The organism is uncultured Psychroserpens sp. (assembly GCF_947492715.1).
In the GTDB taxonomy this organism is placed as follows: Bacteria; Bacteroidota; Bacteroidia; order Flavobacteriales; family Flavobacteriaceae; genus Psychroserpens.
On the sequence record NZ_CANLNS010000001.1, the window covers coordinates 1,433,539 to 1,458,929 of the forward strand.

General features: G+C 31.9%; 14 protein-coding genes and 1 tRNA gene. 6 read left to right on the plus strand and 9 right to left on the minus strand.

Features of this window, described 5'->3' with window-relative positions:
- Window positions 1–176: 176 nt before the first annotated feature.
- Genes serS through Q0787_RS06520 form a run of 3 tightly spaced genes read right to left on the minus strand, consistent with a single transcriptional unit; the run spans window position 177 to window position 3,725 of the window.
- On the minus strand, window positions 177–1,445 hold the full coding sequence (gene serS / locus Q0787_RS06510; protein ID WP_298901446.1) for a serine--tRNA ligase: 1,269 nt from the start codon (window positions 1,443–1,445) through the stop codon (window positions 177–179).
- Between the two features lie 41 nt (window positions 1,446–1,486).
- A complete protein-coding gene (locus Q0787_RS06515) occupies window positions 1,487–2,809 on the minus strand; it encodes an HTTM domain-containing protein (protein ID WP_298901447.1) in 1,323 nt (440 codons plus the stop codon).
- A complete protein-coding gene (locus tag Q0787_RS06520) occupies window positions 2,802–3,725 on the minus strand; it encodes a bifunctional riboflavin kinase/FAD synthetase (RefSeq protein WP_298901448.1) in 924 nt (307 codons plus the stop codon). The genes Q0787_RS06515 and Q0787_RS06520 overlap by 8 nt, the downstream gene beginning before the upstream one ends.
- 238 nt (window positions 3,726–3,963) lie before the next feature.
- Here Q0787_RS06520 and Q0787_RS06525 point away from each other — a divergent pair, with 238 nt between their 5' ends.
- A complete protein-coding gene (locus Q0787_RS06525) occupies window positions 3,964–6,018 on the plus strand; it encodes a T9SS type A sorting domain-containing protein (protein ID WP_298901449.1) in 2,055 nt (684 codons plus the stop codon).
- 104 nt (window positions 6,019–6,122) lie between these two features.
- Window positions 6,123–8,888, plus strand: a complete 2,766-nt coding sequence (locus Q0787_RS06530) for a reprolysin-like metallopeptidase (protein ID WP_298901450.1) — start codon at window positions 6,123–6,125, stop codon at window positions 8,886–8,888.
- A gap of 48 nt (window positions 8,889–8,936) precedes the next feature.
- On the opposite strand, the gene pth is transcribed toward Q0787_RS06530, so the two are convergent.
- The 3 genes from pth to Q0787_RS06545 all read right to left on the minus strand — a co-directional run bounded on the left by pth (window position 8,937) and on the right by Q0787_RS06545 (window position 11,281).
- Window positions 8,937–9,503: an aminoacyl-tRNA hydrolase gene (gene pth, locus Q0787_RS06535; RefSeq protein ID WP_298901451.1), complete on the minus strand. Its 567-nt coding sequence runs from the start codon at window positions 9,501–9,503 to the stop codon at window positions 8,937–8,939.
- 151 nt (window positions 9,504–9,654) lie between these two features.
- The gene (locus tag Q0787_RS06540) at window positions 9,655–10,314 is read right to left on the minus strand and encodes a 50S ribosomal protein L25/general stress protein Ctc (RefSeq protein WP_298901452.1); all 660 of its coding nucleotides are present in this window, start codon (window positions 10,312–10,314) and stop codon (window positions 9,655–9,657) included.
- A 25-nt stretch (window positions 10,315–10,339) separates the two neighbouring features.
- On the minus strand, window positions 10,340–11,281 hold the full coding sequence (locus Q0787_RS06545; RefSeq protein WP_298901453.1) for a ribose-phosphate pyrophosphokinase: 942 nt from the start codon (window positions 11,279–11,281) through the stop codon (window positions 10,340–10,342).
- Between the two features lie 143 nt (window positions 11,282–11,424).
- On the opposite strand from Q0787_RS06545, the gene Q0787_RS06550 reads away from it, so the two are divergent.
- Window positions 11,425–11,506 (plus strand) — tRNA-Leu (locus Q0787_RS06550).
- Window positions 11,507–11,830: 324 nt separating this feature from the next.
- On the opposite strand, the gene Q0787_RS06555 is transcribed toward Q0787_RS06550, so the two are convergent.
- From Q0787_RS06555 to Q0787_RS06565, 3 genes are read right to left on the minus strand one after another with little or no spacing between them, the layout of a single operon-like run.
- A complete protein-coding gene (locus tag Q0787_RS06555; protein ID WP_298901454.1) occupies window positions 11,831–15,490 on the minus strand; it encodes a hypothetical protein in 3,660 nt (1,219 codons plus the stop codon).
- 30 nt (window positions 15,491–15,520) lie between these two features.
- Window positions 15,521–16,918 carry a hypothetical protein gene (locus tag Q0787_RS06560; RefSeq protein ID WP_298901455.1) on the minus strand — a complete coding sequence of 466 codons (1,398 nt, stop codon included), beginning with the start codon at window positions 16,916–16,918 and terminating at the stop codon, window positions 15,521–15,523.
- Between the two features lie 25 nt (window positions 16,919–16,943).
- The gene (locus Q0787_RS06565; protein WP_298901456.1) at window positions 16,944–20,897 is read right to left on the minus strand and encodes a hypothetical protein; all 3,954 of its coding nucleotides are present in this window, start codon (window positions 20,895–20,897) and stop codon (window positions 16,944–16,946) included.
- Window positions 20,898–21,496: 599 nt separating this feature from the next.
- Between Q0787_RS06565 and Q0787_RS06570 the strand changes: the two genes are divergently transcribed.
- From Q0787_RS06570 to Q0787_RS06580, 3 genes are all read left to right on the plus strand, one after another.
- On the plus strand, window positions 21,497–23,692 hold the full coding sequence (locus Q0787_RS06570) for a CHAT domain-containing protein (protein WP_298901457.1): 2,196 nt from the start codon (window positions 21,497–21,499) through the stop codon (window positions 23,690–23,692).
- 106 nt (window positions 23,693–23,798) lie between these two features.
- Window positions 23,799–24,722, plus strand: a complete 924-nt coding sequence (locus Q0787_RS06575) for a DNA/RNA non-specific endonuclease (RefSeq protein WP_298901458.1) — start codon at window positions 23,799–23,801, stop codon at window positions 24,720–24,722.
- Window positions 24,723–24,725: 3 nt separating this feature from the next.
- Window positions 24,726–25,367, plus strand: a complete 642-nt coding sequence (locus Q0787_RS06580; protein ID WP_298901459.1) for a CHAT domain-containing protein — start codon at window positions 24,726–24,728, stop codon at window positions 25,365–25,367.
- The last annotated feature ends 24 nt before the right edge of the window (window positions 25,368–25,391 follow it).

A 25,391-nucleotide genomic window follows, 5' to 3' on the forward strand; every position in this document is an offset into this window, starting at 1 on the left:
AAGTGTCACTAGCAGTACGATACGTTTAATATTTTTCATAATAAGTAGGTTAGTTCTTATTTGGAATACTAACATCACAAATATTAATTGAAAAACAAAGAAAAATGCTAAAAAATCGTTGAACAACGTTATTTTTTAGCATTTAAACGATATTAAATAATAAAATTCTTACAAATTTAAATTTTATCAAATCCTGTATATGGAATTAAAACTTCAGGAATTTTAATGCCGTCTTCGGTTTGATAGTTCTCTAGAATACCAGCTAAAACTCTTGGTAATGCTAAAGAACTTCCATTAAGTGTATGACACAATTGTGTTTTGCCATCTTGATTTTTAAATCGCAATTTTAATCTGTTTGCTTGAAAAGTCTCAAAGTTTGACACACTAGAAATTTCTAACCATCTGTCCTGAGCTGTCGAGAACACTTCAAAATCATAGGTTAACGCAGAAGCGAAAGTCACATCTCCGCCACATAATCTTAATATTCTATATGGTAATTTTAACTCTCTTAGTATCATTTTCACGTGTTCTATCATTCCTTCAAATGCCTTATATGAGTTGTCTGGATGTTCAACACGAATAATTTCAACTTTATCAAATTGATGCAATCGATTAAGTCCTCTTACATGAGCACCATAACTTCCAGCTTCTCTTCTAAAACATGGTGTATAACCTGTTATACCAATTGGTAAGTCGTTTTGAGATAATAATTCATCTCTAAATAAATTAGTGCCAGGAACTTCAGCTGTTGGGATGAGGTATAAGTTGTCTTCCCCAACATGATACATTTGCCCTTCTTTGTCTGGGAGTTGTCCAGTACCAAAACCAGAGGCTTCATTAACCAAATGTGGTAGTTGATATTCGGTATAACCAGCTGCTGTATTCTTATCTAGGAAATAAGCAATTAAGGCACGTTGTAACCTCGCTCCTTTTCCTTTATATACAGGGAAACCAGCGCCAGTAATTTTAGTTCCTAATTCGAAATCGATAATATCATATTTCTTAGCAAGCTCCCAATGCGGAAGCGCACCATCATGAAGTTTTGGAATATCACCTTCAGTGTATATCTCTTCATTGTCTTCATCAGAATTACCATTTGGAACACTCTCATGAGGTACATTAGGTATTTTATAAAGTAAATTATTTAAACTGTCGGCTGTGGTGTTCAGTTGTTCACCGAGTGTTTTAGAGCGCTCTTTAAGTAGCGTTGTTTTTTCTTTAAGTTCATTTGCTTCTGCAGCTTTGCCAGATTTAAAGAGGTTACCTATTTCTTTTGAAAGGCTATTAGATTCGGCTAAAGTGTTATCTAATTGCGTTTGTAATTGTCGGCGTTCTTCATCTAGTGTAATGACCTCGTCAATCATTTGTGATGCATCTAAGTTTCGTTTGGCTAACCGTTTGATGACATCGTCTCTGTTCTCTCTAATAAATGCTACTTGTAACATGGTGTTGTTATATTTTTTGAAACGCCAAATTTAATGAATTGTCAGTTATTCTCGTCTTGATTTGATGGTAAAATCCAATCGTGATGTTTAAAATGGTTCCATTTCACACTTGCTAGGTCAACTTCAGGATCAATAAGTCGCTTTAGAGGTTTGCCGTTTACACCAACAAATGCTCTAACATATACAGCAACATCAATCCCATTTTCAGCATACATTGCTTTTAAGCGTTGCGCAAATTGCCACATTACATCAGGCTTAGAACTTACTGCTCTTATTTGTTTTGAAGACAAAAAGTCTTTAAGATTTATAGGGATTACAGTTTTAGATGCTTTGTCAACAACCCTAAAACTTGTGCTGGCACTTTTTGAACGTAACATCATTCGCCATGATAATCTGTGGCCTTCTTCTGTCCAAAGAACGTTATCTTGAATAAAATGATGTCTTATTGGAAGCGCAATTTGAATACTAAAATAAAATATAAAAACTGCTTTAAAAATGGAGGCATATGCTGGAGTTGTTACAGCGTTTTCAGTATATATAGGTTTGTGTTTCAAAAATATCTTTTGAATAACCTTTGGTTCAAAAAAGAATACTGCAAACGACAACGATAGATATGGAAAAATACCAACTTGAAAAATAAACGAATTAAAGAGGTGAAAAAATATCGAAGCAAAGAATGCTATTTTACGCGTGCGTTTCCATAACAGCAAAGGAATAATAAGTCCGTCAAATAAAATACCACCATAGGCAATACCATAGTGCACAAATTTTTCTTGTAATAGATTTCCAACAAGAGGATAATGTTTTTTATTATTCATTAACAATTCAGGAACACTTAAGTCCAGCCAATCAGGATACATTTTAGCAATTGATGCGTAGGTGTATAGAATAAACAGTTGTATGATAAATATCCATCGACACCAGTTAGGCATTGATATACTTTTTATATGAGGATGATGTTTGGCATCGATTGATGCATATTTATGAGCAGGTAAAAACACCATTATAAAACTTAATAACATCAAAAAATAATAGTGATTATTATAAGATGATTTTTGCATTAAATACGTCCCTGACCAAAGTAGAGCAAATGTGAGCATGCTCCACCTGTATTTGTAACCTATCATCACAAATATGCCACAAAGTCCCATAATTATGTAATAGACATACATCCATTGTCCGGGAAGCGGTTGAAGCCATTCAAAACCAATAAAATTAAAAGTAAATTCAGGATCTATGAGAGTTTTCTTAAGCCAGCCTGTGAAAATAGCACCAACACTTTCGAGAAAAATTAGGGCTCCAAAGATCATTCTGAAAACAATAAGTGAAGTGTTATCTATATGTTTAAACAAGAATTTATTCATTTAATCCTTTTATAAAATCTTCTGAATGCTTTTTATCTTTATTAAGTTGGAGTATTAGTTGGTCTTTAGACTCAAACTTTTGCTCATTTCTAAGACGATGTAATAGTTCTACTTTTAATGTTCTATTATAGAGATTTTCTTCCGTATTAAAAAAGTGAACCTCAATGGATTGTTTTTTATCATTAAAAGTTGGGTTTAATCCAATATTCATCATGCCATAAACAGGTTGGTTATGCAATGTTGAACGCACAACATAAACACCTTGTTTAGGAATGAGTTTGTAATCTTTTTCTATAGCTAAGTTGGCTGTTGGAAAGTTTAGTGTTTTACCAATTCCTTTTCCTTTTATAACTTGTCCTGTTATAAAATAAGGGTATCCTAAATAAGCATTAGCGGTTTTTATATCGCCTTCCATTAAGGCATGTCTGATTTTTGTAGAACTAACTGCAACATTTTTGATGTCTTGGGCAGAAATTTCTTCTACCGTAAACCCATATGCTTTGCCGTAAGTTCTAAGATCGTCAATGTTGGCAGTTCTGTTTTTTCCAAAATGATGATCGTAACCAATAATGATATGCTTAACCTTAAGTTCATCTACAAGAATAGTTTTGACATAATCATGTGCAGAGAGATTAGCGAAATCTTTCGTAAATTCTTTAACAATTAGGTTATCAATTCCGAAGATTTTTAGAATCTCCTGACGTTCATTTATTGTGTGCAGAAGCTGCATTTTAAAATCAGGTTGTAGTACCATTCTTGGATGTGGAAAGAACGTAAGCACGACCGATTTTAAATTTTTGTCTTGTCCTGTTTTCACTAGGTGTTCAATTATCTTTTGATGACCTATGTGAACACCATCAAAAGTGCCTATAGTGATAATTGAAGAGGTATTAATTTCTGTATTTTGATTTGGCATTGATTTTCGATCAATTTTTTGATAAAAATAACCATAAACAACAAGGGAATGAAAAAAAAGAAAAAATTAGAGATTTATTTTATTTTAAGTGATTTTTATCAAGATTCTGACTTTGAACACCTTTTTTGTGTTAAAATCATAAAATTTTGTTAATCAACACAATAATATTATGATTGATTTTCATTAGATTTGATGTCATTAATCAAAATTTTACTTTTTTTAACTAAAAAACAACTGAATGAAAAAGAACTTTACTTTAAAATCAATTTTTGTAATATTCTTTCTTTTGTGTGCTGTTAATATGCAAGCCCAAGATCAAGATCGTACTTGTGGAATGCTTGAGTATATGGAAGAACAAATGCAAGATCCTGCATTTGCTAAAGAGTATGAAAAGAACCAAGCCTTATTTAAAGCTAGATTAGCTGAAGTATTGGCTCAAGGAGAATTTGCTCAGCGTGGGGCAACTATTACTATCCCAGTCGCTGTGCACTTTCCAACTGCAAATGAAGCTGATAGAGCTTGTTTAGAAGCATTGGCACAGAATCAAATAGATATTTTAAATGCCGATTACACAGCAACCAATGCCGATAATGCGCAATGGGCCGCTGCAAGTGCATTTTATCCAGGACTAAATCTTGGATCTGCTAATATCTCTTTTTGTATTGCTGTATCTAATCATCCAGTTGGTTTAGACCCAGAACTAATAGAAGGTAATCCAGCTGTAACAATTGGATATGATTTTGGAGGTGGAAATAATGCCGATGCAAATTGGGCTGGATATATGAACTTCGTTATAAGACCAATTGGAGCTTTAGGATTTTCTCCATTAGGAGGAAGTATTACTGCTGGTCAAGCTGTTACTATGGATGATAATGCTTTTGGATCAGGAGCAGGTTGTCCAGGTTCTGGAGTTGTACCACAAACTCCTTATAACTTAGGAAGAACAGTAACTCATGAGCTAGGACACTTCTATAACTTAAATCATACGTTTATTTCTGATGGAGCACCAGGCAATTGTGCAAATCCTGATGCTGATGGTATTGCAGATACTCCAAAAATTCCGAACAGTACCTATGGTTGCCCAGCTAATGGTAGTGTTGCTGGATGTGTTCCTGGTACCAGTTCTTTGACAATGAATTATATGGATTATGTTAATGACGCCTGTATGTACATGTTTACCCCGCAACAAATGACAGTTGTAGATACTTATGTTGCTGGTATAGCAGCAGATTTTAAACCAGGTGTTTGTACGCCTGCAACGCCTTCGTTTGTCATTGCAGCAGATAATAGCGAAATACTTAGTTGTCCAACTACAGACACCGAAGCTGTGTTTACATTCTCATATACAACAATATTAGATTTTAACGAAACTGCTACATTCTCTGCTGTAGGTAATCCGGCAGGTACCACAGTTACGTTTAACCCTACGACTCGAAATACTGATGGTAATTTTACAATGACTATCGGAAATTTACAAGCTAGTGCGCAAGGAGAATATACAATTACAGTAACAGGAACTTCTGCTTCTGAGACTAAAAATGTAGATGTTCTGTTGAAAAACACTTGTACAACAATAGTTTGTGAGTCTTACGATTCACCTCAAAACCTTGCTATCGCTATAACTGATGGTTCTGGAGGTTCTCCAGGAACACCTGTTGCTAATCATGTTATTAATATACCAGATATGGCGACAATTGAAAGTATGACTGTAAATGTAGATGTGACACATACTTATGTTTCAGATTTAGTACTTCAGTTAGTTCATCCAGATGGTACAACATTCATCAACTTATGGGAAGTAGAATGTGGTAGTGAAAATGATTTAGATATTACGTTTGATGATGCTGCTGGCGCAATAGCATGTGCAGAGCCAACAGTGGGAACATTTGCGCCATCAGGTTCATTAAGTACATTCAATGGGTTAGAAGCTCAAGGAGATTGGACGCTTTTTGTTGCAGATTTCTTTGCTGGAGATACAGGTACACTTAATGATTGGTCAATTACAATATGTTCTGAACAAGCATTAAGCACTGAAGAGTTTGCTTTTGAAGATTTTACAATCTTCCCTAATCCTAATAAAGGTGAATTCACTGTGAAGCTAAATTCTTCTTCGGATAGCGACATCAATATTGATGTATTTGATATAAGAGGACGAAGAATCTTTAATAATTCTTATGCAAACAATGCCGATTTTAATGAGGTTGTTAGATTGAACAATGTTCAGTCTGGAATGTATCTTGTTACTGTGAGCGATGGAAATAAGACAACAACTAAAAAAATAATTATTGAATAATTCATAAGAAAAGAGAGGTCATGTTTTGGCCTCTCTTTTTTTATACTTCTAAAACCACAATAGTCGAATAGTCGACTCAAACAAACAAAAAAAATCTACCACCTATGAAAAAATTATCAAAACAAGTTTTGGTGACTTGTCTATTATTTTTGGTCACCGTAATCAGCACGCAAGCTCAAGATTGGCAATTGTTAAACAATAAAAGAGGTATTGATGATGTATCTTTTGCCAACTTAGATGAGAATAATTTTAGCGTTTTTCAATTTAATATTGAAAGTTTTAAATCAAAACTCCTTAATGCTCCTTTGAGAAATCAATCAAATGGTGTATCTAATGTTGTTATTGATTTTCCAAGTTTAGATGGCTCCTTACAACAGTATCGTGTTGTGGAGACCTCAATTTTCTCTTCTGAAGACAATGCAGCAATGCATGAAAACATTAAAACCTATTTGGGCTCAAAAGTTGATGACCCAACTGTTAGAGTGAGGTTTAGTGTAACGCAGTTAGGTTTAAATGCTATGATTTCAAAACCTGACGAAAGCACATTTTTTATTCAACCTGCAACGAAGGTATCTAACGGACAGTACCTTTTGTATAATAAAAGCGCTAGAAAGAATTCTTCAGAAACATTTGAGTGTTTAACAGAAGAATTAGAAAGTTCAAATAGAACAAATGGCACTACACTTAATAGAGATGCTAATGATCAATTGTTAAGAACTTATAGAATAGCAATTTCAGTAACTCAGGAATATACCAATTTTTGGGATGATGGAAATAATGCTAATGGAAATAACAGAGCCGATGCACTAGCTCAAGTCGTATCAACACTTAATAGAACAAATGAGGTTTATGAAGTAGATATGGCAATTACTTTTGTTCTTGTAGATACAGCAGATGATCCAGCATTAGATCTAATTTATTCTCCATCGTTTCCTGATCCATATGGAGGGGATTTAAATGGTGGTTTGCAAACTAACTTAACAGCAACTGTAGGATCAGCAGATTATGATATTGGTCATTTATTTGCTTTTGCTGGAAATAATGGTAATGCAGGTTGTATTGGTTGTGTATGCGAAAGTAACAAGGGAAGTGCTTTTTCTTCTCATTCGTTCCAAGATAATGATGGAGGACCTTACATGGCCGACTTCTTTGATATTGATTATGTTCCTCATGAAATAGGACATCAAATGGGAGCTTTGCATACACATGCAGCGGCTGATAATAATTCTGTAAATTTCGAACCTGGAAGTGGTACTACAATTATGGGCTACGCTGGAATAACAGGAGCCAATGATGTTCAAAGTCATAGTGATCCATATTTCCATTATGGAAGTATCAATCAAATTTTAAATAACGTTGCTACAGCACCTAACAATTGTGCGGTTACAACTGGTATTTCAAATGCACCTCCTGTATCAAATGCAGGACCAAATTATACTATTCCTAATGGTACAGCATTTATTTTGAAAGGTGATGCTACAGACCCAAATGGAAGTGATGCTTTGACCTATACTTGGGAACAAATAAATGATGGGTACACAACTCGAAATGATTTTACACCAACTCTTACGACTGGACCACTATGGAGATCTAGACCTCCAAGTACTTCACCAGATAGATATATGCCAGTTTTCTCACGTGTTTTAAACGGACAATTGACAGAATCAAATCCATTATTGTCTGCAAATAATACAACATGGGAAACAGTCTCAACAGTAGGAAGAAGTTTAACTTTTGCCTTAACTGTAAGAGACCGATCTGAAGCAGGAGGAGTGAACCAAATGCCTCAAAGTGATTTTGATACCATGACAGTAAATGTAAGCGGTACTTCAGGTCCTTTTGAAGTAACATCTCAAGACAGTGGGGCGTTATGGACTAGTGGAACTGCCGAAATGGTTACTTGGGATGTTGCTGGAACAAATGCCAATGGTATTAATACAGCCAACGTAAACATATTGTTGTCTACTGATGGTGGACAAAATTTTGATACCGTATTAGCGTCAAATACACCTAATGACGGTTCTGAAATGATTACAGTGCCAAATATACCAGCACCTTACTGCCGAATTATGATCGAAGCAGTTGGTAATATTTACTACGCATTAAACAGTTCTGAATTCCCATTAGATTATGAAGTAACAACAACATGTACACAATACGCTTCAGGTGCACTTGGGACGGCAATACCTGATGGAACTGGAGCTAACCAACCTGGAGCAGCAATAAGTAACATAATCAATATTCCAGATACTGGATCTATTGGAGAGGTTAAAGTAAACGTTGATGTTGCTCATACTTGGATTGGTGATTTAGTTGTTGGTGTTACTCATCCAAATGGAACTGCGTTAAGTACAGTTTGGAACAGAACATGTAACGGCGGAAGGGAAACAGATTTTGATGTTATTTTTGAAGACGGAGCACCTGGTGTAGCATGTGCTTCTCCTACAACAGGAACTTATAGCCCTGCGTCTCCATTGGATGTTTTTTCTGGATTAGATAGTTCGGGTGACTGGACCATAGAGATTCAAGATTTTTTCAATGCTGATACAGGAACACTTAACGATTGGTATATTGAAATTTGCTCTACAACAGAAACACCTTTAAGTGTTGATGAGTTTGGTGTTAATGACTTTGCTATTTATCCTAATCCAAACAATGGTGAGTTTACAATTAAATTAAATTCAACTTCAAATAAGGATATAACGGTCAACGTTGTGGACATTAGAGGAAGAAGAATTTTTAATAATTCATACGGTAGCAATTCAGAATTCAATCAAATTATAAACCTGAATAACGTTCAATCTGGAATGTATTTAGTAACTGTAAATGATGGAGATAGAAAAGCAACTAAGAAAATAGTTATCGAATAGTAATTATTGAATTTAAATAAAAAAAGAGAGCTTTTAAGCTCTCTTTTTTTATTTTCCGTTAAATGTATTCATTGTGTTACTGACTCCAGCCGTTCCAAACGACTTTATGAGTTCAATAGATTTGTCAAGACGTTCTGTAATCTTTTCGTTTTCATCATCTGTCCATTCGCCTAAAACATAGTCTACTTGGCGACCTTTGCTAAAAGTATCGCTTATTCCAAACCTAAATCTATTGTATTTGGTAGTCTGTAATACATTCTGAATGTCTTTTAGTCCATTATGGCCGCCATCACTTCCTTTAGTTTTTAGCCTTAAACTACCAAAGGGAAGATTGAGATCATCGGTAACAACCAATAGGTTTTCTAATGGAATTTTCTCCTTTGTTAACCAATACTTTACAGCCTTACCACTTAGGTTCATATATGTACTAGGTTTAAGTAGGATAAAGGTTCTGCCTTTAAATTTATATGTGGTTAAGTCTCCAAGTTTTTGAGTTTCAAATTTAAGTGCTTCTTTTTCTGCAAGTGCATCTAAAATTTTGAAACCGATATTATGCCTTGTATTGGTGTATTTATCGCCAATATTACCAAGTCCAGCGATGAGAAATTTTTTCATAGGATCTATGTCTTCAATAGTTTCTGGTATTGAATTCCAATTAAATAAATTACGTATAAACTTCCAGATAATTAAGTAGTGTTTTTTGTAAAAATAAAAAAGCATTCTAAATAAATAGAATGCTTTTAATAATTATAGAATAATATGTGTTCTATTCTTGAGCTGGTGCTTCAGCTGCTGGAGCATCTCCTCCTTCAGTTGCCGCTGCAGTTCCTTCTGCTCCTTCTTCTAACTCATCATCTTCATCTTCATCATCAATAACAGCAGTTCTAGCTGTCTTGATTTGAACAACAACTGTGTTGTCTGAGTGTAATAAAGAATACCCTTCACCTGCTAAAGCTGTTACATATAGCTTGTTACCAATTTTAAGAGGAGTGATATCTGCCTCTAAGAAATCTGGTAAATTTTTAGGTAAAGCTTTTACTCTTAATTTACGTCTGTTTCTACGAAGAACACCTCCATTTAAAACACCTCTAGATGTTCCAATAATATGAACTGGAATATCCATAGCAATTTCTTTGTCTTCGAATAAACGGTAGAAATCTACGTGTAAAATTTTATCTGTTACTGGGTGAAACTGGATGTCCTGTAAAACAGCATCGAAAGTTTCGCCATTGTTTAAGGCAATCACAACTGTATGCGCATTAGGCGTGTATACAAGTTTAGAAAAAGCCAATTCTGGTGCAGAGAAATGCACGTTTTGGTCTCCTCCGTATAATACGCAAGGAACCTGACCAGCATTACGTAAGGCTTTCGTTGCCTTCTTGCCTACGCTTTCTCTTTGAGATCCATTGATTGTAATTGATTTCATTGTTTGTGTTTATATTAATATTAAATTACATTAAAAATTTAGAACTAATTGATTTGTTGTAATGTACGTTTTGCATTACTTCAGCAAATAAATTAGCACAACTCAATACTCTAATCTTGTCGCTTTGTTGTTTCAAAGGAATTGTATCTGTGACAATTAATTCCTGCAATTTTGAGTTTTCAAGTCTGTTATAGGCATCTCCAGATAAAATAGGATGTGTACAAATAGCTCTTACGCTAAGTGCTCCTTTTTCTATCATTAAATCTGCCGCTTTCGTTAATGTTCCAGCCGTATCTACCATATCATCTACAAGTACAACATTTTTTCCAGTGACATCGCCAATAAGTTCCATATGAGAAATAACATTGGCTTTTGCACGTTGCTTATAACAAATTACAACATCACTTTCTAAAGCCTTAGAATAAGCATAAGCTCTTTTAGATCCTCCCATGTCTGGAGAAGCAATGGTTAAATTGTCTAAAGCAAGTGATTTTAAGTAAGGTAAAAATATTGTAGAAGCGAATAAATGATCTACAGGTTTTTCAAAAAACCCTTGAATTTGATCGGCATGCAAATCCATTGTGATAATACGTGTAGCACCAGCAACTTCAAGCATTTTTGCTACTAATTTTGCAGCAATTGGAACTCTTGGTTTGTCTTTACGATCTTGTCGAGCCCAACCAAAATAAGGTAAAACAGCAGTAATGTGTCTTGCTGATGCGCGTTTTGCGGCATCAATCATCAATAACATTTCCATTAAGTTTTCTGGTCCTGGGTGAGTAGAACCAATAATAAAAATTCGAGTACCTCTTATAGATTCTTCATAAGAAGGTTGGAATTCACCATCACTATATGTTGATGTAATAACATTACCAAGAGGTACACCGAAAGTCACTGCAATTTTTTCAGCAAGTTCTTTACTTTGTCCACATGCAAAAATTTTTGCTTCTGTCGCTATATTTGACATTGGTAATGAATTATTTATATTAATTAAGGCGCTTTATTTTAACGAGGTGCAAATTTAGGAATTTATTTGGACTGAAAAAGCATAAAACCTACTATTTTTGATTGATTGTAATAAATTATTTTATAGTTTTGCAGTCCAAAATTGCTCAAGTGGCGGAATTGGTAGACGCGCTGGATTCAAAATCCAGTGACTTCGGTCGTGTGGGTTCGATTCCCACCTTGAGTACTGCAATAATCCTTTAATCGACTTAAAATTAGTCTTTTAAGGGATTATTTATTTTTATATTCCCCACATTTGCCCCATAACACAATGCTTTTTAAAAAATTCACTAAATCTTATGGGTGCTGTGTTGACAGTTAATAAGTAAAGTAAAGTTATAATAAAATCTTTTATCTATAAAATAAAGTTTTATCCTATGGGAATCACACTATTTATCATCCTATATCCTAAAGAATTTCTATGATAACAAGGGGGATAGGGGCAAAAAAAGACAAGGATAAGGGTAGTTTTCAAGAGGGTGGTATCCCCCAATACATATTTAATTAAATGTTATAATCCCCATCTATCTAAAAAATCTCTCTTCCGTGCGTTTTCGATACTTGCTTTAGAATTTGTTATAGCCTGTTCTAATGCATTTATGTGTTCCAAGTACTCAATGTTATTTAGTTGGATTAAGAACTCTTTAGCTTCTTTGTATGCATCTATTTTATGATGTATTCTTGGTATTTCATTTCCGTTATATGTAATGCTCAAAACATAAAAATCTAAATCTCTAAAAAACTCTAAATCATTGTTCTTTTCTAAAATGGTTTTTAGAAAAGTGAATTTTTCATCATTGTATTTAGTGACAACTATATTATAAATTCTCCTCATTAGGTTTTTATTTGTTGTCTCATTTATAGTATTTCGGAGTAGGGATAATTCTCTGTCACTATTGCCTTTAAATAAATTGGAGACTTCGATTGCACTATAACGGAAGATAATTGGATGTGAATTGAAATATGAAAGAATTAGTTTAAAGATGGTTTGATAGTTATCCATAGACCACAATTTAGAAAAATCATTCTCCAATAGGTCTCTTTTGCTTATTCGTGTGTGTTCATCAAAGTTTGATTTCAGTAAATCAGTTATGAAGGCACTATCATAATCTAAAATTAATCTAAGAGTTTCAAGGTTATAATCAAAACGTCTTCCTTTTTCATCTAAGTTTAGGTATATAATCTTTATTTCTTCAATATATTTTTCAAATAATTTCGGAAAGCTATCATTGACAAATTTGAAGAAATCTGGATGTACAAAGTAATAGCCTTCTTTTTTTGTTCTGTCTACTAAAATTTTAAATATCCTATTTAATTCTAAATCAATATCTATATTGAGGTGGTCTACTTTTGGAAGTAAATCTTCAAGAAAAGTTATATGATTTGCCTCTTCTCTCTTTAATAATTCAATAGCTAAATCGTATTCATTTCTAACTATTAGATAATTTGGCATACTGAGAATTAGATTTAACAAGAAAGTATGATTATTCTTGTTATTAACTACAACCTTCCTTAATACATTTAAGTTTGATTTAGAATAATCAATAACTTTAAAAGCCTTTCCAATTCGTATCTTATTTGAGATTTCTCTTTTAGGCAGTTCTTCGATTAGTTTTATTAATACTTTAAAATCTCTTTTTGCTAAATCCTCAAATATTAAGGATATAGAATCTAAAATTGTAGACCAACCACTAAAGTAATTTGGTTTATGTTTTTCAATGATTTCTATCTCATCTAAAAGTTTCTTATAGTCAGTATATTTTAAATCTTTATATGTATCGACAACAAGTTGTTTGTTTTCTTCCCCTCTTTCATTAAGTAATAGCCAAGTGTGATATTCCTTACTTGTAAATTTATTTTTAAAACCTTCTGAATCTTCTAAATTAAACCTTCTATGGTATTGATTAACTACCATTGATTCTTTAAAATTGATGTTCGAAAAGTTCGATTCTATAAATGGGATAATATATTTTTGGTCAAAGTTTATAATCTCGTCAACATTAAAATGATGAGAATAATGGTGTTTCAAAAAGAAATCTAATACTGAGTCTTTTAATTCAACATGTTTATAACAATTACAAATGAATGTCCAAAGCTTATCTCTAAAATTATGTTGTTCTTTTGATGGTTGAATAGCTTGAGGGACAATGGCCATAGTATTTCCATGACTCCTTGTATAATCATAAGAATCAATTAAATATTTGTCAGCTATATAAAGTATAATTTTAGAATAAAACACTTCATCAATTTCTATTCTTGAATACAAAAAATCAAATAGCTTTAATTGAATTTTGTATCCAGTTTCATAGCTATACTGACCGTATGTAAATGATTGCCTTAAAGCTTTTAGGGTTTTAGAAAATAGTAATTGAGATGACAGACCGTAGTTAAATAATAAATCAAGAGCGAAGTCAAATTTTTCAGGTATCTCTTTAAACTTAATTAGTAGGTCTATATAGTTGTCATCATATCGTTCTATATAATTTTCATTAGGAATACTAAATTTAAAATTAGAAAGATTATCAGGTTTTGAGCTTGTTATTCTACTATTTAGAAATATTAGTGTTTCTGATGTTAAATAATACCAAAAGTCTTTTAGGTATTGTACTGCTTTGAAATCATCAACTTTAATAGATTCCCATTTATTTTTAATATCATATTCAATTAAATCTTTTACTGTTTCAAAACCATAGTTATTAATAATTGGAGTCAAGATTCCAGATAGTCTAAATTGTCTTTTATCTACATAAGCATCAAGTAAAACTTGAAAAGATAATTGTTTTTCTTTTATGAATATTTTGTAGAATATATATTCACCCAATATTTGGTCAGCTATTTTATAAATGCCCTGCATTTCATCTGCTACCTCAAATGAATACAATAATTTAAGTTTATCTATTAGGGTGTCTTGCGATACCGAAAAATAACTTTCAATTTCTGATACTGTTTCAATGTGTTTGGTATCAATAGTTTTGAATAATGATAATATCCCTGCTACCTTTAAAAGGTCTGTATCATTTAAAGATTTAATGCTATCGCTTAAAGTTGAGAAGTATTCTTCATGAATTTGCCATGCATTATTTAATTTGTCTAACTCATTATTCAATCCAGCAATAGCTGCCATTATTGCAATTCTTGGGTTTCCTTTTGAAATTGAGTATATCTTATCTATGTAATACTCTGATATGTTGAAGTCAGGTGATTTAAGAATGTTTGATAATTCTTCTCTCGTAAATTCCTTCAAATCTATCAATCCATAGCTTTCTATAAAGCCTTCAACTTCTGATTTTACATAATTTCTAACAGTAAGAATCAACTTAATGTTTTCATCTTTTCTATTTTTAATGAAACCAGTTATTAAACCTAAATTGTTTTTTAATTTGTTTGCATCATCAATAACAATGAGATATTTTTTGTTTTTTAAGATTTGCGAATTTAAATCTTCCCAAATATCAAGGTTACCATTATTAACAATGTATTTGACAAGATAATCCTGATTTTGCTCTTTAAATTCTTCAACTAACTTTAACGATAGTTTAGTTTTTCCTACTCCTGCTTGACCAGAAATGAGAAGTATATTTTGATTAATCAAGGATTCTAATCCAGTTTGGATATTTTCAGTCCTATTGAAAAAGCGATTTTTTAATGTGGTTGAAAATTTACTTTCTTCTATTTGATTAACAAATGCTGATACTTCTAATATTTGACCTGTGTCTATTGGTATGCCAAGTTCTTTAGAAATAGATGGGTATTCGTTAACAATTATATTCGCTAATGCGTCTATCCCAATAATTTCTAATTCTGAACTTTCATCAATCAAATTTTTATGTTCACGCAGTTCATTATCTAATTTTGGATTTATTTTACTATTACAGATTAGTATAACTTTGACTATTTTTTCATTAGGAATTTCTTTTTGACTAAAACAATCAGATATATCCTTTTTCAACTTTGCTTTTAGACTCTTTTCTTGAGTCGTAATTTCATTGAATATGTAATAATCTTTATATGTAATAAAATTGTCTGGAATACCAGGTTTAGATTTTTCTTTTCCAAGAGCAAAACCAGATGAATGCACTATTGAATATCTATAAGCTAAATATAGTCTACAAATGTTTGCAAACTTATCTTCATTACATATTAATAATTCCTTTTCTACTCTTGTAATCATTTATTTTTATTTGAATATAGTTTAGGTAAATTAAAAAAGAATCCTTTTTAAAAAACTTTCAAATAAAGAAGATGTCTCTACCCAAAGATTAATTACTTCTCTTTCATTTCTTATTTTTGAGAATTTATTGCGCATTTTTTTTACTCTTCTTTTAGTCGCAGCATTATTCTGAGATTCGATTAAAGCCCATATATGAAATCTTAAAAATTGTAATTCTGAATGAATTGAAAATTTATTCATTAGACTTTCTACATCATTTATAGCCTTAATCTCAGTAGGTCTAAATTCTTTTTTCTTTCTTGAATCCGTTAAAAATATTTTCTTAGCATGTTCTTTACTAAATAACTCATAGGCTTTTATCAAATCATCTCTGGTTTTAATTGAATTAACAGTTTTACTATTCCATAAAAGCCGAGCAATAAACACTCTGCAATACCTATGTAGATGGGCTCTTTTACTTCCTCTTATTCTTGCAATAGATAGTTCTTCAAACATTCTATAAGCAAGATATATTAGTGAAACAACTAACCCAATTGTAGTAATTAAACCTGTTACACTTCGTAAAAGAGGTTTAAACATTTGCATAGATCTTATTAATTCAAGAAAATCACTCAGCCTTTTAAACAAGATTGCTTTAGAAGAATTGAAATAGGTTAAAACAGCTCTATCGATGTATCCTCTTTCCATTAAGAACTCTAAAGTTTTTTCAAGCGAACCAATAGAAAACCCTACATAAACTATTAATAATCCATTAAAAGTTAAATTGAATTTATTGCCTTTATAACTTTCTTCAAAATTGAAACTTTTAACAGGAATCTCTATTGTGCCTATATATAAATATAAAACTGGCCAAGGAGTAACTCTACCAGAAATTGACAGTCCAATATTGAATTCAATTGAATCGTCGATGACAATGCCTTTTCTTATGCTTTGACTCTCAGGTAGATTATTGGTTATTTTCTTTACTGAATTTAAAAATCTTTTTGTACTTAAATCTTCTGTTAACTTATTAAGTGCATTAAACCAATGACCTATATTTTTGGAAAGCAATAGTTTTTCAGTCTTTATATGTAGTCTCTGAGAAAAATATCTTATTTCTTCTTTTTTTAGAACATTTACGAAATTTGTTTGACTACTTGGAGTTTGTGCTTCAATAGATGTTGAAGAAAGTGAAATTAACTCTTTGTTAACTGTTTTATCAGAAGAGATTATTGAATTTACCATTACTTCACCTTTCACTTGAAGTCCAATAGTAAAATATTTAGAAAACTTATTGTTAGTGTTAAAAGGTCTAAAGCGTATTGGGTCTATAATAAAAGAATCTGCTTCAAACTGTAGAACAGATTTATTATCAATTTTATAACCTAAGCCTCTGTCACTTGAAGAAATTGAATTTCCTCTTGATGTTTTTTTACTTTTTTCTCCCATTAAAAAGATATATATTAAGGTTAATTTAGATGTTTATATCTAAATCACTTTGTTTACCATAAATATTTATTCTTTTATCGTTTAAGGGGTCATTATATTCTTTATCTAAAATCCTCGCACTCTTCCTTAAATTCTCAATTTGAGCCTCTCTAACTTCTTCTTTTACTTTAAGGACATCCATAGCTCTATGCTTTAATTTAAAGTCTTCTAATAAAGCATGCTTGCCAGGTAATGCTTCAATAAACAATTGACCTGTGGGCACAACAACCAATTCATCTTTCATTTGTGGATCTGCTAATTTGGCTGTAATAAGCTCCTTAATCTGTTCGGCAAGCTCCTTAAACTTGCCACTTTTCTCTAATAACTTATATGCCTTTCTTAACTCTTCTATTTTGTAATTACCATGTTCGTCTGGGTCTGCCAAACCAAGAAATTCATTGACATAATCTTTCATCATAAAATCGGTTAAGTAGGTACATTCTTTTAAAGGAAAAATGGCATAATTACCTTTAAAACCCATTAAATTATCTAAATCTGCTACTTCGTGCAATTTTCTGGTTTCATCTATATCTTCTGGTACTTCATATACTGTACGAACAAAGTCCCCACCAAATGTCCTATCGGTAGTCATAAAGTTCATATTATAACGTGACCGAGTATTTTGTGATGAGGTTTTTTCCAATATTATATCTTTTGGCTTGACCATAGGAGCAACTTTGTCATACAATCTAAAAAACCGTTGGTCAGGTGGCTCCATTTCCCATATGCCTTGCATGTAGTATAAAATGTTTTGTTTTACATGAATACGTAGTTGATTGATAAGATTTCGTTTGGTCTGCACTTTCTCTGTCAAGCCCATCATTTGATTTTTGGCTTTTTCTAAGGCCGTAATCTCTCTTGCTAGCTCATTTTGCACAGCAACTAATTCATCTTTTGTGAGGTTTAGCCTATTTTCAAAAGCTTCCATTTCAGCTTTGTAATATTCAGGGTCATACCCATTAGCTTCTCCTTTGATTCCTTCAATAATTGGCAAAGCACCTGTTACAGCTCCAGTGAATGCTGTGAATGCATCAAATGTTGATTTTCTTCTATTATTAAACTCTACTATATTTTTCCTTTCACGTGTCTTATTAAGCTGTTCTTGAATAGACGCTTTCAATAAAGACATGCTCTCTACATTTCCAGATATTTCTTCAACGATTTTCTTTTGATTGTTATAATGTGCCTTTGCAGCTTCATAATTTATTTGGTCGCCAACAATACCTTCACGTATATAATCTAAAGCTTCGTTAAATGAATCATCTAATAGAATTCGTCTTAATATCCATTCATGTGTTAATAACCAATCTTCATCAACTTCATGTGGCTCTGGCACATCGAATGCCACCATAATTACTGGTGTAAGTTTATGTAGGCTTTCAGTAATTCTGAACTGTCTTTCTAATTCATAAAATAAATAGGTTACAGTAATCTCATTATTAGGGTTTGAAATTTCACCTGATGTCGTTTCTTCAAAATCTGTTTCATCAGTTGTTGATATTTCGATATTACGCTCATTTTTATATTCGTGAGCGGCTTTAATCGTTGATTCTCGAATTGACTTTTTGGTTTTAGCAGATTCTACACTTTGATTATTTTGAAATGTTGTAGACGTACTTCCTCCACCATTAAAAACACCGACAGAAAACCCAAAATTACCATTGACCGTCATATTGAAATTATTTGCAGATTGAGCTTTTTGAACAATATCTGTATGAGCCTTAGAAATGTAGTTTGACTCATCAGTTCTGCTATATAAAGACTTTTCGATTTCTTTTTGTGAACGTGTTTTTTTAACCTTTAATTTTTTAGTGAATTTTCTTTTTTCACCAGGTGTTAGTGGAATAGTAGATACCAAATCACCCACTTGCCAGTTTTCTGGTCTCCATTCTTGCCTATAGGTTGTTAGAATACCATAATTGACAGAATCTGGTGCAAAGACATGAAACGCATAAGGCTCTAAAAGTCTTTCATTTAGTTGTTTAATAAGGTTTTCTGTTCTTGTAGATATTCCTTGAGGATTATTTAGAATCTTTAAAATTTCATCTCTTTCTTTTTCTTTAGAAGCACCATATTTCTCAAAAACATAATCTTTAACATTGAAATACATGCGCTCATGATGATTCCCATGCCATGGTTTCCAATCGAATCCATGATTCATTGAAAAATATAACTCATCAACAGAAAAGAAATCCTTGTTTTGTGAAACTTGATTTAAAAAATGATTTCTTGCATTATTCATGCTGCCAGAATTACCATCTGATAAATCAGACCAAATATAATATAAAGTTTGACCCCTTCTTCCATTCCAATTTTTATTAATGATGGTCTTAGCAATGGAGTCTAAATTATTCCTGACTATTTCAAATAGAGCTTGTTTTTTTTCCTCCTTGTTAAATTTATGATATGAATCAATATTTATTATTTCTGGGTTGTTTATATTTTCTACCAATTCAATGATAATACTTTGTTGCTGAATAGATAGTTTACTCCATTTATCCCCTATGTTTGGTAACCCAATTGACATTACTTGATATGGAATAGGTATTCCTTCGCCTAAAGTTCTTGTAACTGAACCAATTTTTGATAACACATCTCTGTAATCAACAACTTCATTATCCAAGATTGCTTTTATGTCATTGATTTCAGAATTAGTGAAATTTGGGTCGTTATACTCTTCTAAAACTTCAACGACATAATTATATAGTTTGCTTATATCTTCTTTTACTTTACCATCAAAAGCTTCTGCCCAAATACTTTCAAATGCAATTTGTAAATTGTGAAAATCGTGATAAGCAATTTGACTATCTATACTATCAGAATTATTATCACTATTCTTTTTATAAAACCGTATATCGGATTTAATCTTCTCGTGTAAGCCTTTATTATTAAGTTCAATATTGGAGTCTGCATAGATTTGGTTTAGTTGATTTTTAACTAATGACGTAACATCTTTATCCTCTTCTTCTGTTAAACTTGGCTCTCCAATAGTAATTGTAGGAGGAGTGTTTGAATCGGTATTGTCAGGAGGAATATCTGTAAAATCAGATGGGATAACCTCTTGAGTCGCTAATCTAATCCAATTGTCTAATTTCCCCTTTTTTATTAATTGTTTTCCTCCCATCTTTTCATTTATCAATCCACAATATTTGTTATATGGAATTTCAATAGTATCGTTATTGTCAAAATGGTTTTCAGCAATTTTCAGTTTTTTAAAGTCTTCTTTTGTGAGGTTAAGGGAATAAGTGGAAAGCGTTGTTGATGGAAGTTCGAACTTTTTATATGAAGCCTCAACCATCTTTTTCATTTTTTTAGACAAAACAGATTTGTCTTTTCTATCCTTAATAAAGTTGTCGTTTTTTAATATGGTTTTAGATAAAGTGGTTAGGTAGGTATTTTTAAAGATCGAATCTTCGTTAATCTTTTTTTTCTTTTTATATGAATCAATAAGTAACGGAGCTATTTTATTTGAAAATTGTTTCTCTTTCTCTTTGGTAACTTTAATATAATTATAAAGCATTGGAGGAGTTGGTTTATATTCAGGCTCAATATTAATGTCATTTGCAACATCTAACTTAATTACTATTGCCTCATTTTGACCTCCATTTAACAATGGATGATTTGAGAAATAAAGGATTCTATCTTTGAGGGTTTTGTTTTTTTCTTCTGGAGTAAGAACGATTACAATAATGTCAGGTCTTTCCTCTTCATTATCAGGCGCGAAGTCTTTATAGTTGTAACCAAAGGTGAAAGAACCGTTATTTTCAGAATATGTTGACCCAAGTCTTTCAGAACCATTGTCTTCTAAATATTCGAAAATACTTTTTTTAAGGATTTTTGGTAAGTTTAGTTTTTTGTCCGTATCATAAAAAACAACTAATAAGTTCTTGAAACCATCTCCGTTTTCGGATATAATTTTACCATTGATTGTGTACTCCATAATAAATAAATTATAATTACGTGGAGCTATTAATCGGAACTAAGGGAGATGTTTAAAGTTACAAAAAATATTAGTTCATATCAACTGAAAAACAGTGTTTTACGAAATTTTTATTTTTGGTGTTACATTTAGATCTGTTATTGAGGTAAAAAATATATTCATTAAAACAGTATAAGAATAGTGTTAGAACATTGATGTTTTTTATCACATCTTTACTATGCTTACAAATTAGGGATTACAGACTATTAGACTTCTAATATGTCATTAAAAGAAATTCCCTTTCAGAGCACAGGGACAATTTCAGAAATGCCAGTTATTCCATATCATATTTTTTGCATAACTTTAGGAGTGATATTCTATTATCATACCTCCCTATTTGTAGTTTTTTAATGTAGATATGTATTAATACCTAATATTGGGTATTTATTTACGTGTAGCACTTATTATATTTATTGATGTTTTTGGAAAAAGAACAAACGCCCTTAAATCAATGAAATTAAAAGTAAACCCAGTTGTTCAAATAGTATCAACTATGGCGTTTTTTAGAATGCACAAGGAAATGTGAACATAAAACGCATTATCCCTTAAAATTAAATTGAATGGCAAAAACGATTTTATTTCTAGCGACTAACCCAATAGATACACCTTATTTAAGATTACAAGATGAAGTCAAACTAATAGAAAACGCTCTGGCAAAGAGTAATTCTAAAGATGATTTCGTGTTTATTGATAGAGGTGCAGTAACTCGAAGAGATTTGGTGCATTATTTAAATAAACACAAACCTAATATTCTACATATTGCTGGCCATGGAGATGAAAATGGAAACCTTATGTTTGAAGGAGATGACAAGTATAGCCAACCTTTAAGTATACAGGGCCTGTCAAAGTTTTTGGGTAATTACTCTCCTGATTTGGAATGCCTAGTTTTAAATGCTTGTCGTAGCTCGGTATCGTTAAAAAATTTCAAACCAGAAATCGCTTATGTGGTTGGGATGTCAAAACCAGTATCTAATAAATCGGCAGAATACTTTTCTGAAGCGTTCTATGATAGTCTTTTTTCAGGAAAACCAGTGCCAGTAGCCTTTAAAATAGGAAGAGATGTTTTAGGATTTAAAGATGAAAATGACCCTGAGATTCCTACTTTAATAGTCAATGATAAGGTTTTAAGTGATCTCGATTCAAAAGACCAACCTGAAAGCCCTATAGTTCCCTCGTCTAAAATCTCTAGTATTAAGGATGTAAAAGTTAGATATGACTTATTTAAAGATGAATACTTTGCCTTGCTTGATAGACTTAGAGAATTGAGAGCAATAAATGATCTTATGGAAACCTTAGACCCATCCAAAAAAGGAAGACATTATGGTGCCGTAAGTTCTAGTTTAAAAGTTGAAATTGATAGTATTTCAAAATTATACCGAACTAATATAGAGAGTTTAGAAGAAGACTTAATTTCTGAAGATGAATATCATGATAATCAGGAAAAAATAATTGAAAAAATAGGCTTATTTATAGTACAGTTAAAGAGCACAATTGAGAATATTGAGAATCAATCCAACGAAACATCACATCAAATACCAGAATCGACGTTAACGCAGTTAGGCGATTTATATGGAGACGATTTTAAGAAAGTAATCGAAGTTGCTGCTGATGTTATAGACGAAAAAAACGGGATTAGTGTTATTAATCAAAAAACAGCAATAGCTGTAACCTTTACAAGTTTAATTTTTGTTGGCGCTTTTGCTATTAAAGACTCTACAAAAGGCACACCACCTATGCTTCTTATCAATCTTATTCTACAGCTAGGTCTTATTTTTTATATGATCTTTTATAAAATCGTACCCACCATTGGATTTGTTCAGTTTGAAGCCATTAGAAAATCTGATGATTATTTGAAAAAAGTGTTTCAATCTAATGTTTTCGATATGTATAAGTACTACTTAAGGGCTACAAGTGCTATTAAGCAATTTGCAAAATGGTGGAAGTTATTAGGTATTTCATTTTTGTCGTTATACCTTTTCTATTACATATCCGAAATATCCAGTTTAATAGACCCAGATGGGGATTTTTTAAAGAAATATGTACATCTCATAGATATTTCATTAAATGGTATAGAGGCCTTTTTTCTTTACATCTTGTATAAGTTATTGACTGATAAAACCTTAAAAGAAAACTATGACATTAAAAATGGCCTGCATTATGTGAATACCGTGAAGTATCAAAAACCACTATTTATTTTAATTGGTACCATTTTAATTTTATCAACTATTGGAATATATATTTATAACACAAACCATAACACTTTATTTGGTTATGATCTAGACATAATAAAGGGAATGTTTCATTTAATCACGAGATCTATTAGCGGTATTGTTGTAGCCGTTAGTCTTTGCTTGGTTATAGGTAGGTTGGATAGTAAATTTATTGCCGCAAAGAATTATGTATTAGGCCTTCTGTATTTGTATGCAGCGATGCAAGTGTTTTTTATTCTTTTTGACCAAAGTATAGTGACCAATTTACTCTTGTCAAAAAAAGAAATTATAGACGAGGCTTATGTCAGTAATCAATTTAGAACAATAAAAATCATTGTCCTCTTTGCGATACTCTTGCTAAAAGCGGTCTTTATCTTTTTTGTACATAGCATTTATAAAAAGAACTTTTTGTTCTACTATTTTTTAATTGGCTCAAGATTAAATGATAATATCACATCTGGAAAAATAGGAAATGAGTATGTGAAATTTGAAGGGCAAGACAGGAGACTAAAAATCAGGAACACATCAAATGAACATGCAGAATAATAAATGAAGAGCTTTATTTAAATTAAATAACAATTGACGCTCAAATACAATGATTAAAAAATGAAAAACCTTAGAAAGCAATGTGTTTATAAATACCAAAACCGAAATGTCATATAACAAAAATTTTATACCGAATTTTGAGATAGAAGTGCCAAGCATTTCTAAAAAGCAGCGTCATCAATATGAGCAGGCAGGACTTAATTTAGATCGTTACTATTTAAATTATATTAACTACTCTGTTTTACAAAATCCATTTAGAAAATTTCCTTATTTCTCAGCAACCAATATTGATGGATCTCAATTTATAGAAAAATTAGATCGAAAAGATGATTTTGATAAAGATGACAGAATTCCGCTTTCACATCAATTTGGGAAAGAGTTATATAGTGCATACCACAGTGATTTTGATCGAGGTCACATGACAAAAAGGGAAGACACACAATGGGGAACTGGCCCATCTGTGGCTAAGGAAGCTGCAGATTCTACGTTTTATTATACCAATGCTGTGCCTCAACATGCCAGATTAAACAGGAGTATATGGAGACGAATAGAAAATTATATTCTTCATACGCAAGGGGTTAAGCACAAAAAGAAATTAATCGTTTTTACTGGGCCTATTCTCAATCAAAATGATCCCGTTTTTGTAACTAGAATTGATGGTGATGAAGTTAAAATTCCTAGGATTTTTTGGAAAGTAATTTATTATTTAAATAAAAACAATGACTTATCGAGAGTCGCCTTTATAACTAATCAGTCCAATCTTTTACTTAATAATGGCATTGTTGAACCTACAATGGAAATTACCAGAAGCACTGATGGTGAGGATGATTATTTTCTTGATTTTAAAGATGCAGATACCTATCAGACAGGAGTTCATGTTATTGAAACATTAACTGGATTCTCTTTTCAAAAAGCTACAGATGTTTATGAAGACGATAGAATAGTAAGACTCATATTAGAAGAAGTTAACTATAGAAGCTCAGGAGAAGATGAATCGGATACAGGTGACATAACAAATTTAAAACTTTAAGATATGAGAATCTTGTTTATTGGGGTTAATCCTAAAGATACTGGCCAACTTAGGCTTCAAGACGAGATTAATGTTATTAAAGATATTGTAGACCCAACGAATAACAGGCTCTATGTAAGAAATGCGTCTACAAAAAGAGCTATGCGAAGATATTTAAATAAATATAAACCTAATGTTTTGCATATATCTGGACATGGTAATGATGATCAAACACTACTTTTTGAGGATGAAAATGGCCATACCGAGATTGTATATATTGATCAACTCGGAACTTTTTTAGACCATTATAGTAAGTATTTAAAATGTGTAGTCTTATCGGCATGTTACAGTCTAAACAACGTTGAAATCTTTTCCAGTAAAATTCATTGCGTTATTGGTATGAAAATGGCTGTTGCAAATACAATGGCTATAGATTTTTCAAGAGCTTTTTACGATTCGTTATGTTCAGGCGAAACGTTTGAATCGGCTTTTGGTATTGCTAAAGCAGAACTCAATTTATCCAGCGCCGAAGATCATGATGTATTAAAAATTATTGTCAATAAAAACATAGATTCAGTACCACCAGATTTACCAAAAATTAAGTGGGTAATCGTCGGCTTTGTTTTGGCAACTATAGTTGTATTAGGATATCTTCTCTATTCCTAATACTGAAACATAAAAACTAATAAC

What these genes read in the sequence shown, in the direction of transcription:
- serS (WP_298901446.1), bottom strand. Translation starts at nt 1,445, where the DNA reads ATGTTACAAGTAGCATTTATTAGAGAGAACAGAGACGATGTCATCAAA.
- Q0787_RS06515 (WP_298901447.1), bottom strand. Translation starts at nt 2,809, where the DNA reads ATGAATAAATTCTTGTTTAAACATATAGATAACACTTCACTTATTGTT.
- Q0787_RS06520 (WP_298901448.1), bottom strand. Translation starts at nt 3,725, where the DNA reads ATGCCAAATCAAAATACAGAAATTAATACCTCTTCAATTATCACTATA.
- Q0787_RS06525 (WP_298901449.1), top strand. Translation starts at nt 3,964, where the DNA reads ATGAAAAAGAACTTTACTTTAAAATCAATTTTTGTAATATTCTTTCTT.
- Q0787_RS06530 (WP_298901450.1), top strand. Translation starts at nt 6,123, where the DNA reads ATGAAAAAATTATCAAAACAAGTTTTGGTGACTTGTCTATTATTTTTG.
- pth (WP_298901451.1), bottom strand. Translation starts at nt 9,503, where the DNA reads ATGAAAAAATTTCTCATCGCTGGACTTGGTAATATTGGCGATAAATAC.
- Q0787_RS06540 (WP_298901452.1), bottom strand. Translation starts at nt 10,314, where the DNA reads ATGAAATCAATTACAATCAATGGATCTCAAAGAGAAAGCGTAGGCAAG.
- Q0787_RS06545 (WP_298901453.1), bottom strand. Translation starts at nt 11,281, where the DNA reads ATGTCAAATATAGCGACAGAAGCAAAAATTTTTGCATGTGGACAAAGT.
- Q0787_RS06555 (WP_298901454.1), bottom strand. Translation starts at nt 15,490, where the DNA reads ATGATTACAAGAGTAGAAAAGGAATTATTAATATGTAATGAAGATAAG.
- Q0787_RS06560 (WP_298901455.1), bottom strand. Translation starts at nt 16,918, where the DNA reads ATGGGAGAAAAAAGTAAAAAAACATCAAGAGGAAATTCAATTTCTTCA.
- Q0787_RS06565 (WP_298901456.1), bottom strand. Translation starts at nt 20,897, where the DNA reads ATGGAGTACACAATCAATGGTAAAATTATATCCGAAAACGGAGATGGT.
- Q0787_RS06570 (WP_298901457.1), top strand. Translation starts at nt 21,497, where the DNA reads ATGGCAAAAACGATTTTATTTCTAGCGACTAACCCAATAGATACACCT.
- Q0787_RS06575 (WP_298901458.1), top strand. Translation starts at nt 23,799, where the DNA reads ATGTCATATAACAAAAATTTTATACCGAATTTTGAGATAGAAGTGCCA.
- Q0787_RS06580 (WP_298901459.1), top strand. Translation starts at nt 24,726, where the DNA reads ATGAGAATCTTGTTTATTGGGGTTAATCCTAAAGATACTGGCCAACTT.